General features: G+C 28.8%; 16 protein-coding genes. 8 read left to right on the top strand and 8 right to left on the bottom strand.

What is annotated here, in order from left to right:
- Positions 1 to 52: 52 nt before the first annotated feature.
- Positions 53 to 883, top strand: coding sequence for a DnaJ domain-containing protein (locus tag QIA00_RS03305; protein WP_316257450.1), 831 nt, complete (start codon positions 53 to 55; stop codon positions 881 to 883).
- On the opposite strand, the gene QIA00_RS03300 is transcribed toward QIA00_RS03305, so the two are convergent.
- The 6 genes from QIA00_RS03300 to groL form a co-directional block, all read right to left on the bottom strand.
- Entirely contained in the window at positions 880 to 2022 is a 1143-nt protein-coding gene (locus tag QIA00_RS03300; protein ID WP_316257449.1) for a hypothetical protein, read from the bottom strand. The two genes, QIA00_RS03305 and QIA00_RS03300, sit on opposite strands and share 4 nt — an antisense overlap.
- A 25-nt stretch (positions 2023 to 2047) precedes the next feature.
- The gene (gene secF, locus QIA00_RS03295; RefSeq protein ID WP_316257448.1) at positions 2048 to 2947 is read right to left on the bottom strand and encodes a protein translocase subunit SecF; all 900 of its coding nucleotides are present in this window, start codon (positions 2945 to 2947) and stop codon (positions 2048 to 2050) included.
- Positions 2931 to 4691, bottom strand: coding sequence for a protein translocase subunit SecD (gene secD / locus QIA00_RS03290; protein ID WP_316257447.1), 1761 nt, complete (start codon positions 4689 to 4691; stop codon positions 2931 to 2933). The genes secF and secD overlap by 17 nt, the downstream gene beginning before the upstream one ends.
- Positions 4692 to 4752: 61 nt before the next feature.
- Positions 4753 to 5070, bottom strand: a complete 318-nt coding sequence (gene yajC, locus QIA00_RS03285) for a preprotein translocase subunit YajC (RefSeq protein WP_231014383.1) — start codon at positions 5068 to 5070, stop codon at positions 4753 to 4755.
- Between the two features lie 8 nt (positions 5071 to 5078).
- Entirely contained in the window at positions 5079 to 5375 is a 297-nt protein-coding gene (locus QIA00_RS03280) for a hypothetical protein (RefSeq protein ID WP_316257661.1), read from the bottom strand.
- A 65-nt stretch (positions 5376 to 5440) separates the two neighbouring features.
- Positions 5441 to 7078 (bottom strand): chaperonin GroEL, encoded by a 1638-nt coding sequence (gene groL / locus QIA00_RS03275; protein WP_231014385.1) that lies wholly within the window; start codon positions 7076 to 7078, stop codon positions 5441 to 5443.
- Positions 7079 to 7268: 190 nt separating this feature from the next.
- On the opposite strand from groL, the gene QIA00_RS03270 reads away from it, so the two are divergent.
- The 3 genes from QIA00_RS03270 to QIA00_RS03260 all read left to right on the top strand — a co-directional run bounded on the left by QIA00_RS03270 (position 7269) and on the right by QIA00_RS03260 (position 10567).
- A complete protein-coding gene (locus tag QIA00_RS03270; RefSeq protein WP_316257446.1) occupies positions 7269 to 8957 on the top strand; it encodes a histidine kinase in 1689 nt (562 codons plus the stop codon).
- A 99-nt stretch (positions 8958 to 9056) separates the two neighbouring features.
- Positions 9057 to 9587 (top strand): oxidative stress transcriptional regulator BosR, encoded by a 531-nt coding sequence (bosR, locus tag QIA00_RS03265; RefSeq protein ID WP_316257445.1) that lies wholly within the window; start codon positions 9057 to 9059, stop codon positions 9585 to 9587.
- Entirely contained in the window at positions 9584 to 10567 is a 984-nt protein-coding gene (locus QIA00_RS03260) for an alpha/beta hydrolase (RefSeq protein WP_316257444.1), read from the top strand. The genes bosR and QIA00_RS03260 overlap by 4 nt, the downstream gene beginning before the upstream one ends.
- A gap of 34 nt (positions 10568 to 10601) precedes the next feature.
- On the opposite strand, the gene QIA00_RS03255 is transcribed toward QIA00_RS03260, so the two are convergent.
- Entirely contained in the window at positions 10602 to 12140 is a 1539-nt protein-coding gene (locus QIA00_RS03255) for a maltose/glucose-specific PTS transporter subunit IIC (protein WP_316257443.1), read from the bottom strand.
- Positions 12141 to 12185: 45 nt separating this feature from the next.
- Complete coding sequence (locus QIA00_RS03250; RefSeq protein WP_316257660.1) at positions 12186 to 12881, bottom strand: N-acetylmannosamine-6-phosphate 2-epimerase; 696 nt, start codon at positions 12879 to 12881, stop codon at positions 12186 to 12188.
- Between the two features lie 166 nt (positions 12882 to 13047).
- Between QIA00_RS03250 and ylqF the strand changes: the two genes are divergently transcribed.
- From ylqF to QIA00_RS03230, 4 genes are all read left to right on the top strand, one after another.
- Positions 13048 to 13887, top strand: coding sequence for a ribosome biogenesis GTPase YlqF (gene ylqF, locus QIA00_RS03245; protein WP_316257441.1), 840 nt, complete (start codon positions 13048 to 13050; stop codon positions 13885 to 13887).
- A gap of 77 nt (positions 13888 to 13964) precedes the next feature.
- On the top strand, positions 13965 to 15008 hold the full coding sequence (locus QIA00_RS03240; protein ID WP_316257440.1) for an ABC transporter ATP-binding protein: 1044 nt from the start codon (positions 13965 to 13967) through the stop codon (positions 15006 to 15008).
- A gap of 5 nt (positions 15009 to 15013) precedes the next feature.
- A complete protein-coding gene (locus QIA00_RS03235; RefSeq protein WP_316257439.1) occupies positions 15014 to 15817 on the top strand; it encodes an ABC transporter permease in 804 nt (267 codons plus the stop codon).
- 3 nt (positions 15818 to 15820) lie between these two features.
- Entirely contained in the window at positions 15821 to 16612 is a 792-nt protein-coding gene (locus QIA00_RS03230) for an ABC transporter permease (RefSeq protein ID WP_184124195.1), read from the top strand.
- Positions 16613 to 16620 lie beyond the last annotated feature (8 nt).

The raw sequence follows: 16620 nt of genomic DNA, 5'->3' as shown, positions 1-16620 counted from the left end.
AAACATATTTAAAAAATATAATAAATAAGGGAGATTTGAAGGAGATTTTTTAATGACCAAAGACTATTACAATATACTTGGAATACAAAAAAATGCTAGTAATGAAGAAATAAAAAAAGCTTACAAAAAATTGGCAATAAAATATCACCCAGACAAAAACAAGGGAAATAAAATAGCTGAAGAAAAATTTAAAGAAATAAACGAGGCTTATGAAATTTTATCTTCTCCTGAAAAAAAAAGAAATTACGACTCTTTGGGTAGCACCAATTTTAATGACAACAGCGACCATTTTGAAAGAGAATTTAGCAGCACAAGATTTGGCAATTTTGAAGATTTAGATTTTTTTTCCAAAATCTTTGGAGGATCTTCAAGAAAAACAGCAGACAGAGAAATAACTGTAAATATTTCACTTTATGATGCTTATATGGGAAGTAAAAAAATAATACTTATAAACAACAAAAAAATCGAGATAATAATCCCAAAAGGAACATTAGAAACAACTAAAATAAAAATAAACAACAAAGGTCCTATTAATCCAATTTCCGGAATAAAAGGAAGCTTAATAGTTAAATTTAATATATCGAGTTATAAAAATTTTAAGTTGAATGGAAAAACCCTAGAAACAGCAATAGAGGTTTACCCATGGGAAATAGCTTTGGGTTGCGAAAAGTTATTTGAAACAATTGAAGGAAAAAAAATAAAACTTAAAATTCCTTCAGATGCAAAAAATGGAGAAATTTTGAACTTAAAGGGATTGGGAATGCCCATAATTGGAAGCAGTTCAAAAAGGGATCTTAAAGTCACTTTGATAGTAAAAATTCCAAAAATAATAAATAATGAAGTAAAAACTATTTACGAAAGATTAAAAGAGATATACAGCTAAAGTGTTTCTGAAAATAAATGACCAAAATTTTTTAAATTTGCTTCCCAACCCGACCTATATTCATTAAATTTATTTATTTTAGATTCATATTCTTTGATTCCATCCTCAATATTATCAAAATTCTTAGCAATATCCACTGAAAACTGAAAAACATCTCCTTGTCTGGGAGCAAGAGTAAAAAAGGCAAATTTCCAATTTCCAGAATTTATAGTAGATACAATCCTTTTTTGGAAAACATAATCGGAGATTAAAACAAATTTTTGAAACTCTTTTCTTCGTAAATAAATAAGCTCATTCCACTCATTAAAAATAGCGTCTGGTAATTCGTTTAAACCAATCTCAATTATATTATTAATAGATAAAAGAATTTGTAAAATTTCTAATAAATTTAAATAATAGCTATCAAAACATTGAATTGTAATTTCAAGCAAAGCAATTTTTATAAGCAGTTTAGAAATGTCAAGACTATGATCTTTCATGATTTTATCAATTCTCTCTTTTGTGTGATCTATGATAAATTTTTTATGGGTTTCTTTAATATTGCTACTTTTTTTAATTTGCTCTACTTTTTCATAATAATCATTAATTTCTTTATTAATTACATCTAAATTATTACTATTGGCCTCATTGGAGAAAAAATCTAATGAATTACTAAGTCGATCTAAAAATTCTTCTTGAATAAAGAATGTAGCGATTCTTATGCAAGAAAATGGAGCTTTGCTCTTTTTTTCAAAATTTTCAATTTTTTGTTTAAGATCTACTCTAAAATTTAAATATTTAAGCTTGTCTAAAAATTTATTAAAATATGAAACATCTTCTAACAATTCATCTTCATGAATGTCTAAAAATTGGGAATTGGGATGATATTTTCTAATCAAATTTTTAATAATAAGTAAAGTATCTAAAAAAACAGCTTTATTGGCGCCCCAAGATTTATTAATACTGGGATTAAAATCTCTATAAATCTTATCCAAAAACACAAGCTTATCTTTTAGTAAATTAGCATCGTTAATAAGGCTTGACTGCTCTCGATAAGAATAATAATTTATTAAACTATACCTAAAAATACTAAAATTAAGATATTTTTGAAAATCAAAAAATCTATAAAATCCTAATGAACCAAAATCAAAAAATTTCATGCCACAATATCATCTCATTTAAGATCTACTTTATCTTTTTATACAAATTTAAAAGTATTGGAGACGCTATGAATACGGAAGAATAAGTTCCAACAATTACCCCTACCATAAATATCAAAGAAAAATCTTTTATAGATCCTTCAGTAAACACATAAATAGAAAATACTGCAACAAATGTTGTAACTGACGTCAAAACAGTTCTTGATAAAGTTTGACTAATACTTATATTTAATACATTTAAAAATGTGTTATCGGTTAATCGCTTAACATTATCTCTAATCCTATCAAAAATAATTATTGTGTCGTTTAAAGAATATCCAATAATGGTCAATATTGCCACAATAATATAGCTATTAATCTCTATTCTAAATACCCCTAAAAAAGCAACTATAAAAAATATATCATGAAATATTGAAAGTATGGAAGCAATAGCATAACTTAGTTTAAATCTTAAAGTTATATAAATCAAAATTAAGATAAATGTTCCTAATACTAAAAATATTGACCTAATTCTCAAAGTAGAAGAAAAACTTGAATCAATAAAATAAGAATCCAAAACTTCAATATTAGCATCAAATGTTTTTTTAAGTTTATCTAATATTGTTTTTTGAACTTCTGTTTTAAAAGCATAATCAATGACATCAGACTTTACCATAATAGAAAATTCACTTTTATTCTGATTTGGTGAAAAAATGCTATTAACATCTAAAGTTTTATAAATCGGAGAGAATATTTCTTTAATTTCATTTTCTTTAATATTTGATTTTTCTATTGAAATATTAATATTAACCCTAGAAGAAAAATCTATTCCCCAATTGTATCCACCATGATAAAAAAAAGTATAAATAAGCCCAACCAAAATCAAAACGGAACTAACAATTAAAACATTGCTTCCATATTTTGAAAAATTAATTACTCTTTGCATATTTTGAACTCCAAGATATACTTATAAATTTGCTTTTTCTAACAGATATGATAAATTCCAAAATAAATCTTGAAAAAATCAAACTACTAAAAAGAGATGCCACAATTCCAACAGAAAGAGACCACGCAAAACCTTGAATAACTCCTGTCCCAAGAAGAGTTAAAAAAAGCACCGCAATAAATGTCGTTATATTTGCATCCATAATTGATAAAAATGCTTTTTTAAAACCATCTTCAAAAGCATTTTCAAATCTTCTGCCTTCTCTAATTTCTTCTTTAATTCTCTCATAAATAACTATATTTATATCAACAGCCATACCCATTGTCAAAATAAGACCTGCAATACTTGTTAAAGTTAAAGTAAAATTAAAGGCCGACAATATTGCTAAAATTAAAAATACATTATAAATAACAAGTGAAAATCCAGCTACAACGCCACTCAAACCATAATAAAAGCACATGAACAAAAAAACCAAACAAAGAGCAAGCGCAGAAGCTTTAATGCCAAGATCAATAGTCCTAGCACCAAGAGTAGGCCCTATTATTCTCAAATCATCAATTTTAATATCAACTGGAAACGCTGCAGTTTTAAACACCAAGGCAAGATCTAAGGCCTCCTTTTTATCAAAAGAATCACCTTGAATTGAAACATTGCCCCCAGTAATAGCATAACCAATTCCTGCCACAGACTTAATTTTACCTTCCATAACAACAGCCAAAGACTTTCCAACATTTTTTTGAGTAAATTTAAAAAATTTTTCGCTTCCATCAACATCAAGACTAAAAGCAACGGTATCTCGACCCGTTCTAGGATCGTTAGAAACCCCAGCATCTTTAATATGAGCACCATCAAACGAATCTTCAGGGCTTACATTAACTACATAATAACGAACCGATGACTCATCATCCACACCATAAGAATCTTTAACATACCAAGGAAAAATTTGTTTACTATCTGGAAGGTTCATACTTGCCTGAATTTCAGAAACAGAAAAAAGAGAACCCGCTTCTAATATTTTTCTATGTAAAAGAGATGTAGACTCATCATCAACCACATAGAAAGTCAAATTGCCTTTTCCGCTCAAAAGAGTACCTACTCTACTCTCATCTTTTTCTCCAGGAATATCTAAGAAAATTTTATTTCCCCCAGCCTCTCTTACAATTTTAGGCTCTGTAAGCCCAAACCTATCTACCCTATCCTTAAGAATTTGCATTATCCGATAAATAGCATCCTCTCTCTCAGCAAAAGTCAAAGAACGACCCAATTTTTTTTCAACACTTGAATAATCAAGAGAAATAGTAACACTCATCCCTCCGGACAAATCAAGCCCAAGATGTATTATTCTACTTTTGCCCTTCTTTATGTTCTCATAATATCTATATATCTCTAAGCTTACTTCTCCCATATCCGAATCAGTTAAAAATCCTTCACGTAAGGTTTTAGCAGTAAAAGTATTGGGTGGGATTTTCATTGAAGACCTATAATTATTTTTTGCTATTGGAATTAAATAAGAAAGACTAGCCGGAATACTGCTACTGGGATCTTTATTATACAGATCCTTAAGCTTAACAAGATCATCCAAAGCTTTTTTCTTTGAATAATCCCTTAAAGCTTCTTGTGAATACGAGCTTATTTTTTTATCCTCAACGCTCATTAAAAAATACCACTTTAAAGTCGGGAATATCAAAAGACATGCAAAAAACGTCACCAACAATATCAATATAAGCTTAGATCCTTTTTTCATTATACAAATCCTTAAAATTTTTAAAAAATACCATTATTAGCTAACAGTTCTAATTTTACCTTTAAATAATACTTTTTTTAATTTCATTTTTTTCAGACAAAACTTTATCAATAGAGTTTTTTATAAATACCGCCTCGTTATTTGGACTTAATTCTAAAATAACATCCGTATCGCCTAATTTTTTCACAACTCCAAAAATTCCACCTATAGTTAATACCTTATCGCCTTTTTTTAAATTTTTTATCATTTCTTTTTTATTCTTCTCTTCCTTACGCTGAGGAGATATCACTAAAAACCAAAATATAGCAATAACGGGCACAAAAACTAATAAACTTCGCAAAAAGCTACTATTGCCGCTAAATTCTTGCAATAAAAACACAAAACCTCCTATACATATGTCACTTTTATCTTATTAATATCATCAGGATAAACTACTCCAAATAAAAGCTTAAAATCATCTTTCTTTGTATAATTAGAGTTACTTATTTTATTATACTCTTCAATTAAATAATTAATAAGATCATCGTCATTTCTATAAAGAGCTTTGCTAAAAGCACTTCTGTAAAGTCCAAGTTCAAAAAGTTCTTTAGCACTTTTACCTTTATTTTCTCTTAAAAGCTGCCTATCTACTATTGCTTTTGAACAATCATAGCCTATACAAAAAACAAATTCATCCTCACTCAAAATAATTCCTTTGAATAATAAAATATTCACCGGCAAAAACACAAGTTTACCGGTGAAACTTTAATTTACATCATTCCCATTCCTGGGTCCATAGGATAACCACCACCACCAGAAGTATTTTTCTCTTCTTTAATATCTGTGATTGCGCATTCTGTTGTTAATAAAAGCCCAGCAATTGAAGCAGCATTTTGAAGTGCACTTCTTGTAACCTTAGCAGGATCAATTATTCCACTATCAATCATATTTACCCACTTAAAGCTGGAAGCATCAAACCCTAACCCTTTTTTCTCGGTTTTAATTTGATGAATATAAATAGATCCTTCAAAACCAGCATTTGAAATAATCTGTCTCATTGGTTCTTCAAGACTTCTTTTTACAATCTCAAAACCTTGCTTTTCCTCATAGCTTAATTTACTTGTATCTATTGTGTCTAAATACATGGCAACTTCAATAAGAGTTGATCCACCACCAGGCACAACACCTTCTTCAACAGCAGCACGAGTTGCAGAAAGAGCGTCCTCAACTCTATGCTTTTTCTCCTTAAGCTCTACCTCAGTAACAGCTCCAACATTAATAACAGCAACTCCGCCAACAAGCTTTGCAAGGCGCTCTTGAAGTTTTTCTTTATCATATTCAGATGTTGAATCTTCAATTTGCTTTTTAATAAGCTCTGAGCGCTCTTTTATTTGTTCTTTATTGCCAGTATTAATAATAGTGGTATTGTCTTTATCAACCTTAATAGTTTTAGCCTGTCCAAGTTGCTCAATCTCAACTGTCTCAAGAGTAAGACCTAGCTCCTCGCTGATTAAAACACCACCTGTAAGCACTGCAATATCTTCAAGCATTGCTTTTCGTCTATCGCCAAAACCAGGAGATTTAATTGCGCATACCTTTAAGGCTCCTCTAACACTGTTTAAAACAAGCGCAGCAAGAGCATCCCCTTCAATGTCCTCAGCAATAATTAATAAAGGTTTGTTTGTCCCTAAAACTTTCTCAAGAACTGGTAAAAGCTCTTTAATAGAACTAATCTTTTTCTCATATATCAATATGAAAGCATCATCAAAATTAACACTCATATTCTCTTTATTGGTAGAAAAATAAGGAGAAAGATATCCTCTATCAAATTGCATACCCTCAACATAAGAAATCGTAGTATCAAAAGTTTTTGACTCTTCAACTGTTATAACACCATCTTTTCCAACTTTATCCATTGCCTCAGCAATTTTTTCACCTATATAACTGTCATTATTAGCAGAAATTGAAGCTACTTGAGCAATCTCTTCTTTTGTTGTAATCTTTTTTGCAGACTGGCGAATTTTCTCAGCAGCCAAATTTACAGCGTGATCTATTCCCTTTTTTATTCCAATAGGATTAATTCCTGAAGACACATTCTTAAGGCCCTCTCTTGCAATAGCATAAGCAAGAACAGTAGCGGTTGTTGTTCCATCACCAGCAACATCATTTGTTTTAATAGCAACTTCCTTTAAAAGCTGTGCCCCCATGTTTTCAAACGGATTTTCAAGCTCAATCTCACGAGCAACGCTAACCCCATCCTTTGTAACCGTTGGAGAACCGAACTTTTTATCAATAAGAACATTTCTCCCTTTTGGCCCAAGAGTTACTTTTACAGCATTGGATAATTTTTCAACGCCACTAAGTAAGCTTTTTCTAGCATCTTCATTAAAATATATGTCTTTAGCCATAAAAATTTTACCCCTTTCTATAAATAAAAATAATTTATATAACAATATAAGATTAACATAAACTTAATACATTCGCTATAGCGTATTGCTTTCTATACATCAAAAAATACAAAATATAGAAAACCAGCACAAATTTTTATTATATAATGTAAATATTGACTAATCTTTATATTATAAAGACAAAGAATTTATGTTTAGAAAACTAAAAAAATTGAAAACTTATATTATTATTATTTCCATAACTAAATTTTCAGAAGATAATCTGTTATTAATAATATCAAATATAAAATATTTGATTGAGCACAAACAGTTAGCTTACAAAATACATTGGACATTTCCAATATACTTTTTTGAAATTCTAAGAGAGCATGAGGAACTAAATAAATGGCTATTTGAAAGATTCAAAACTAATACAGATATATATATGCCTGGAACTTACAGTGGAAGCCCTCATGAATACATGCTGCACGATGAGATACATTTGGATTTGTATTGGGCATTAAAAAATCCATTCAAAAGTGGTTACAAAGACATATTTCAAAATACGCCTATTATGTTTTATATATACAACATAGAAAAGTTTAGGAAAAAGGTGACTGAGCTTTATAGAAAGCTTAATTTCAATTATACAGAAGGAATAAGGCAGAGTAAAAATAATAAAAATTACTTAATTTTTTATAAAAATAACTGCCAATATTTATATGAAGTACAAAACATAGATTCTCCAAAAAGCAACGTAGAAACTCTTATTTACTTTTATGAAATCAAAGAAACTTATGATAATCAAGAATTAAAAAATTTTTTACTTTATTTAAAAGCCCTAGAAAACAACTTACACAGCATTAAGATACAAAATCTAGAAGGATCCAAGCTTACTACTGAACTACTAGAGATTCCAAAATTTAACTCCCTTAAAGAGCAAGAGCCAATAATAAATTTTCAAAACAAAAGGCTAAAAGATTATCAAATCAACGAAAAAAGCTTAAGAGAATTTTTAATAAATAAACACCAAGATGAAATTGTCAAAAATTCAGAATCAATTGTGCCTAAGAACTTAGAATACAATATGGAAGGAAATTTCACACTATCTCACGATAAATATAATATCAAATTCGAAAATGGAAAATTAAATAAAATAAAATTTAAAGATAAAAAAGTTGAATTTCTAAACACATCTAGAACCTATTTTAAAGTTTCATCAAAAAAAGAATTAATAAAAGAAGCATCTATTGAAAGTTCATTTTCATTCTCAAATGAAAAAATTTTAGGCATAAAACAATATTTAGCTTTTAACTCTGCTAAAAAATCAACAATTGATTTTTTTATAGATGAAAATATCTCTAGCTTCTTTATATCAATTAAAATAAAATGGCCTTCTAAAATAGATCTAGATAAAAAAACATTAAAAAAATGCAATCCTGATTATCTTCTTGAATATTCAGCTCTTGAAATACCTGTTTTTGAAATTGCAAAAGGCACCAATTTAAAAATAACAGCAAAATATAGCGATCTTGATACTTATGAAAAAATAATAATAACTAAAAACAATCCCAAAGGCTACATTAATGGCACAGAATTTTTGATATCTAAAGGAAATGATAAAAACAGTAACTTTTTTATAAGCTTTTTAAATGTTGAAAAACATATCATTCATACAATTAATTATAAAATTGAAAAAATAAATTCTAAAAAATGGTTAATTTTAAATATAGGGGGTTCTTATAACACAGTTAAGATCCAAGATGTAATAAATTACTCTCAAACAATAAATTTAATGATACTACCATTAAATAATAATTTTGATAACAAAATAAAACTGAATTCAAAAATAAAAAATTTAATTTTTTATACTAATATAAAAAAATATGAAAATAAATAAATAATAAGTAGTAAAATATTAATAACTGGGTATAAAATTATCCTAAGAAGAACATAAAAAGTATTTAATATTAAATTTAAACAAAAAAGGTATAATAATATGAACGATAACATAATAGACGTGCATTCCGCATTGGAAAAAGTCGGCATTACAAACGATCCTGTATTATTGAAAAACTTAACATCAGAATTAGGAATGAAAGCGTCTCACTCGAGAAACAGAATCATTCTGTACATAGCATCAAACCCAAAAGAATACTTTACAGCTAAAGAAGTTTATAACAAACTTATAAAAGAAATCCCAAGCCTATCAAAAGCAACAGTATATAACACATTAAATATTCTAAAAGAAAGAAATATACTAAAAGATATAAAAACTACTGATCAAAAAGAAACAAAATTTTATCTAAGCTTGGCTTCCACAATAGCTCACTTTAAATGCAATAAATGCAATCAAGTCCACCCTATTCAACTTGACGATATTAAAGATATTTTGAAAGACAAACTTGGAGAAGACTGGGAAACAAAATCTATTGAAATAATTTACTCAGGGCATTGCAATAATTGCTACAAAAAAGATACCCATAATAACAACAATGTCCCAGCAGAAAACAAGGGAATCACTTTATGAATATAAAAAATATAATTTTTATACTTATATTCTTATTACTCTTAATACTAGTTAGTCCCAGGGTAAAATTTAAAAATGAATTTTCAAAAAAAACAATTCCTAAAAACATAGAAGAAATTGACAATTACTTATTAAAAGAAGAATTACAATTTAATTTAGAAAACAATACAAAAAAAGAAATAATCTGGTATAAAGAAAAAGCACAAAAAACAAAATATTCTGTGGTTTATATTCATGGATTTGGGGCATCAAAAAATGAAATTTATCCGGTTCCAAATAATATTGCAAAAGCTCTTAATGCAAATATTTTTTTTACAAGACTTAAAGGACACGGTATTAACAATAAAAATGCATTTCGGGGAATAACTACCCAAGATTGGCTGAAAGACATTGATGAAGCTATTAATATTGGTAAATTAATAGGTGATAAATTAATATTAATTGGCACCTCTAATGGGGGAGCTGCCAGCATATGGGCCTTAGCAAACTATCCAGATCAAATAAACTCGGTAGCATTAATTTCTCCCAATATATTCCCTTATGATAAGAGAACAAATATCGTTTACTATCCTTGGGGAAGACAAATTGCACATCTTATAACAGGTGGCTACAATAAATTTGAAACAAAAGAATATAAACGAAAAGAACACATGAGCATAAAAAGCCACTCTTCAAAAGTGCAGCATGTAGACGCAATTATTGCAATGATGGGCCTTGTTACATTATTAAATTCATATAATTTGGACGAAATCAAAATACCTTTAATAATAGCCCACACGCCCAACGATCACACAGTAGACCCAATAAAAATAAACGAATTTATAAAAAATTATGGGGGTAAAAAAAAGGATATTCCCATTATACTTCTTGAAAATTCACATGCACACGTACCTATTGGAAACCAAAGCTACAAAAGTGCCCAAAACACATCATACTTTACAAAATATGCAGTTGATTTCATAAATAAAATTAATAAGTAATAGCCGTAAGGCCATTACTTATTAAAAATCAATCTTATAGTAATTCTTCTATTTCATTCTTAAGAACACTAACACCCGGTCCGTAAACTACCTGAACCCCATTGCCTTTAATAATTACTCCTTTAGAACCAGTTTTTTTTAAAATTTTTTCAGAAACTTTAAGAACATCCCTTACTGTAATTCTTAGCCTAGTTGCACAACAATCAAGCTCAACAATATTTGAAGCACCACCAAGCCCAATAATAACCTTAGTAGCACAACTTTCTTCAAATTCACTACTCTTAGAACTTGGAGAATCTTCAAAATTTAAATCTTTCGTTCTACCTGGAGTTTTAAAATCAAACTTATTTATTAAAAATATAAAAGTAAAGTAGTAAAGAAAAAACCAAATGATGCCTACAACTGGCACCAAAAGCCAATTAGTTCTTGAATTTCCCTGCAAAATACCAAAAAGAATAAAATCAATAAACCCACCAGAAAACGTTTGCCCTATTGTAATTTGAAGAATATGAGCTAGCATGAAAGCAAATCCATCAAATGTGGCGTGAACAACATAAAGAATAGGGGCTACAAAAAGAAAAGAAAATTCAAGAGGTTCTGTTATGCCTGTTAAAAATGATGTTAGCGCTGAAGACATTAAAAGCCCAAAAACTTTTGTTCTCTCCTCGAGCTTTGCAGTGTAATATAGAGCAAGTGCGGCTCCGGGCAAACCAAACATCATAGTAATAAATCGCCCACTCATAAAACGGCTAGTTCCAATAAAAAATCTATTTGTACCTTGAGCAGCAAGTTCTGCAAAGAAGATGTTCTGAGTCCCTTCAACCAACTTTTCATTAATAATAACAGATCCCCCAAGACCTGTTGTCCAAAATGGCAAATAAAATATATGATGAAGACCAAAAGGTCCAAGCATCCTTAAAAAAATCCCATAAATAAGCGTTCCAATATAACCGGTCGAATCTACTAAGCCTCCTACTTTATTAATTCCACTTTGCACAAATGGCCAAAAAAGAAACATAATAACAGCAAGAAAAATACTAGAAAAAGAAACAACAATCGGCACAAATCTAGATCCGGAAAAAAATCCAAGAACTTTGGGCAAATCTATTTTGTTAAACCTATTATGAAGATAATAAGTCAAAATACCAACTACAATACCACCAAAAACCCCCGTTTCTAAAGTCTTAATTCCAAGAACAAAACCCACAGCACCACTAGATAAAGACTCCGCTCTGCCTGATACATCAATTAAAACTCCAATAGTAGCATTCATGACAAGGTAGCCAATAAATGCTGCAATTCCAGATGTGCCTTTATCTGATTTTGCAAGTCCAACAGCAATTCCAATAGAAAATATTGGTGCTAAATTTGAAAAAATAATAGAACCTGATGCACTCATTATTTTGAAAATTGATTGTAAGAAGAATATATTCAAAAAAGAATATGTCTTAATAGTTTCTGGATTAGAAAGAGAACCCCCAATTCCTAAAAGCAGCCCTGCTGCTGGCAAAATAGCAATGGGAAGCATAAAAGAACGTCCAAATTTCTGAGCTTGTTCAAAACCCTTTAACATAAAACCCTCCTAAAATAAAAAATAAATTAACCCTTAAGTTTAAAATTATTTTTTAATTTGATTTATTTTTTCTACAAATTTTTTAGTAATCTCAGCAGGCCTTGTAATAGCACCCCCTACAACCACTAAATCAACCCCCATTTCAAAACATTTTTGAGCTTTTAAAGGGGTGTCTATTTTTCCTTCCACTATTAAAGTAGATTTCAAATTAGAATTAAGCAAGGTTTTTAAAAAATTAAAATCATTGTCTGCAATATTCAAGCCATTAGTATTTTTTGTATAGCCATACAAAGTTGTTCCAATAAAATCAAATCCCAATTTATCGGCATTAATAGCTTCATCTAAAGAAGAAATATCTGCCATCAAACACTGCTTTGGATATTTTTTTTTAATATTTTTAAAAAAATCATCAAGCAGCAAACCATCAGGTCTATTTCTAAAAGTAGCATCAAGGGCAATTATATCTACCCCTTCATTACAAAGCTCATCGATTTCTTTCATGGTAGGAGTAATAAACACATCACAATTATTATAATTTTTTTTAATAATACCTATTATTGGCAAATCAACTTCCAACTTAATCTGGCTAATATCATTAACTCCGTTGGCTCTTATTCCAATAGCTCCACCTATTTTAGCTGCTAAAGCCATCTTAGACATAATAAAACTACTATGTAAAGGCTCGTTCTCAAGAGCTTGACAAGATACTATTAAACCTCTTTTAATTTTTGCAATAATAATTCAAACCTCCTATAAAATTTATTTTTTTTAAAAAATATAAAAACTTAAATACAGATTATATTTTTTCTTTAAAAAAAACAATTCTTTTAAAGAAAACTAACATAAATTCTCAACATAAAAATAAAAATAATTTATCATTCAATACACATTAAGCTATAATTTAGGCATGATAAATAAAATCAACTGGTTTCCTGGGCACATGAAAAGAGCCTTGGATCTGATAAAGAATAATTTGCAAAAAGCTAATGTTGTGCTAGAAATACTTGATGCCAGAGCTCCATTTAGTAGTAAAAATCCATTAACTGAAAAAATTATTAAAAATCAAGCTAAAATAATTCTTTTACACAAATCTGATATTGCTCAAATAAATGAAATTATAAAATGGAAAAAATATTTTGAAAATCTTGGCAATACTGTAATAATAAGCAATATTTACAAAAAAGGAATGCGTAAGCAAATAATAGATATTATTAAAAAATTGGCCATTGTTAAAAAAATAAAAAATTATAAGGAAAAAATAAAGGTTTTGATTATTGGAGTCCCAAATGTTGGAAAATCTTCAATAATAAACCTATTGTCCGGCAAAAAGAGTGCAAAAGTTGCTAATAAACCTGGATATACTAAAAATATACAAATAGTAAAAATAAATGAAGAAATCAATCTTTTTGATATGCCGGGAGTTTTATGGCATAATCTGGTAGACCAATCGATTGCAAAAAAACTTGCAATATTGGATATGATTAAAAATGAAATAGTAGATAATATAGATCTTGCGCTGTATTTACTTGAAATAATGGATCAAAACAATAAAAATATTTTACTAAAAAAATACGAAATATGTCATAAAAATTCACTTGATATTCTACAAAATTTTGCAAAAGCAAGAAAATTAATCGGTAAAAAAAATGAACTCAGCCTTGAGAAAGCATCAAAAATATTAATTAAAGAATTCAGAGAAGGTAAATTTGGCAAAATAATTCTTGACAAGAATTATAATGCCTTTTAAAAAAGCATTTACATAAATAATAATATTAAGTATAATCTTGATTTGTATTAATACCGCCATAAGGAGGTTGGAATTAGTTGGATAATTATATCCTAGAGATTAAAAATCTAAGTCATTATTATGAAAACAATGGAAACAAAACTCTAGATAGCATAAATTTAAAAATTAAAAAAAATGAGTTTATTACATTACTAGGCCCATCCGGATGTGGAAAAACAACATTAATAAAAATATTGGGTGGTTTTTTAAATCAAAAAAATGGAGAAATTTATTTCTTTTCTAAAGAAATATCTAAAACCAGCCCAAACAAAAGAGAAATTAATACTGTATTTCAAAATTATGCGCTTTTCCCGCATATGAATGTTTTTGACAATATTTCATTTGGACTTAGAATGAAAAAAACGCCAAAAGATATTATCAAAGAAAAAGTAAAAACATCTCTTTCATTGATAGGAATGCCAAAATATGCATACAGAAATATTAACGAACTATCGGGAGGGCAAAAACAAAGAGTTGCAATAGCAAGAGCAATAGTAATGGAACCCAAGCTTTTATTGCTAGATGAGCCACTTTCTGCGCTTGATTTAAAAATGCGACAAGAAATGCAAAAAGAATTAAAAAAAATACAGAGACAACTTGGAATCACATTCATATATGTTACTCATGATCAAGAAGAAGCATTAACAATGAGTGATAGAATTGTTGTAATGAACGAAGGAATAATCTTACAAGTAGGAACTCCTGAAGAAATTTACAACGAGCCTAAAACAAAATTTGTAGCCGATTTTATTGGAGAAAGTAATATTTTTGAGGGAACATATAAAAAGGAGCTGGTTGTAAGTTTGCTTGGCCATGAATTTGAATGCCTTGACAAGGGATTTGAAGCTGAAGAAGCAGTTGACCTTGTAATACGTCCAGAAGATGTAAAACTGCTTCCAAAAGGAAAAGGACATTTAAGCGGAACTATAACATCGGCAATTTTTCAAGGAGTTCATTACGAAATGACTCTAGAAATTCAAAAAACAAATTGGATAGTTCAAAGTACAAGACTTACAAAAGTTGGAGAAGAGGTTGACATATTCTTAGAACCTGATGATATTCATGTTATGCACAAGGAATAGTGGTTGTGAAAAAATTGATATTAATCATATACTCCATATTCCTATTAACATTTAGTATTTTTCCCCTACTAATAATAATATTGCTTGGATTTTTAAATGAAAACAATGAATTTACCATCTATAATTTTATTGAACTTTTAAATCCAAATTATCTTAGTATCTTTTCAAGAAGCCTAAAACTCGCAACAATAGCAACAATTTTTTGCATTTTAATAGGCTATCCTGCCGCCTGGCTAATTTCCTTATCAAAAAAAAGTGCTCAAAACAAATTAATAATCATGATAATACTTCCTATGTGGATAAATACATTGCTTAGAACTTATGCCTGGATGAGAATACTTGGAAAAAACGGATTCATCAACAACTTATTTGAAAAGATAGGAATTGGAACTTTAGATCTTCTTTATAATGAACAGGCTGTTACAATAGGCATGGTATACAATTTTTTGCCTTTTATGATTTTGCCAATATACACAGGACTTTTAAAAATTAAGCCAGAATACATTGAAGCAGCACAAGATCTTGGAGCAAGAATGTGGCAAATATTACTTTATATAAAAATACCTCTAACGCTCTCTTACCTGGCAACAGGAATAATTATGGTATTTATTCCTTCAATTACGGTATTTGTCATTTCAGATTTACTAGGGGGCTCTAAACAAATTTTAATAGGAAATCTAATAAGCAAACAGTTTCTCTTTATAGAAGACTGGAATACTGGAGCTGCAATCTCATTTATTTTAATGTTAGTGATATTAATTTTTAATTTAATAATAATAAAATTAATGCGAAAAAATAATGGAGAGTAAAATATGTTTAGAGCCTTTAAAAACATTTTCTTATTTTTAATACTTAGCTTTATTTACCTTCCAATAATAATCTTAATAATTTATTCTTTTAACTCTGGTGACAGTGGATTTATATGGCAAGGATTTAGTTTAAAATGGTATAAAGAAATTTTTGCCTCAAGTCAAATCAAATCAGCAATATTTAACACCATTTTAATAGCTACAATCTCATCTTTGACTTCTGTTGTTATTGGAATTATTGGCGCTTATGCAATTTATAAATCAGAAAACAAAAAATTAAAAACAATACTATTATCTGCAAATAAAATAACAATAATTAATCCTGACATTGTAACAGGGATAAGCTTAATGACATTTTATTCTACAATAAAAATGCAATTAGGATTTTCCACAATGCTAATATCACATATAATTTTTTCAACACCATACGTAGTAATAATAATTTTACCCAAATTATATTCTCTTCCTAACAATATTATTGATGCTGCCAAAGATCTTGGGGCCTCAGAAATTCAAATATTCTTCAATATAATTTATCCAGAAATCGTCGGAAGCATAGCAACTGGAGCTCTTATTGCTTTCACATTATCAATAGATGATTTTTTGATATCATTTTTCACCACTGGGCAGGGATTTAATAATTTATCTATCTTAATAAACTCACTAACAAAAAGGGGCATCAAACCCGTAATAAATGCTATTTCTGCAATATTGTTTTTTACAATATTAAGCCTTTTGTTTATTATTAATAAATTTATAGGAATTAAAAAATTAACAACAGATGCTGAACTTTAAAATGAAAA

Origin of the sequence: Borreliella americana, assembly GCF_032595795.2 — a bacterium.
Taxonomy (GTDB): Bacteria; Spirochaetota; Spirochaetia; order Borreliales; family Borreliaceae; genus Borreliella; species Borreliella americana.
The sequence above is the reverse complement of the archived record's forward strand: the minus strand, read 5'-3'. Positions and strand labels throughout refer to the sequence as shown.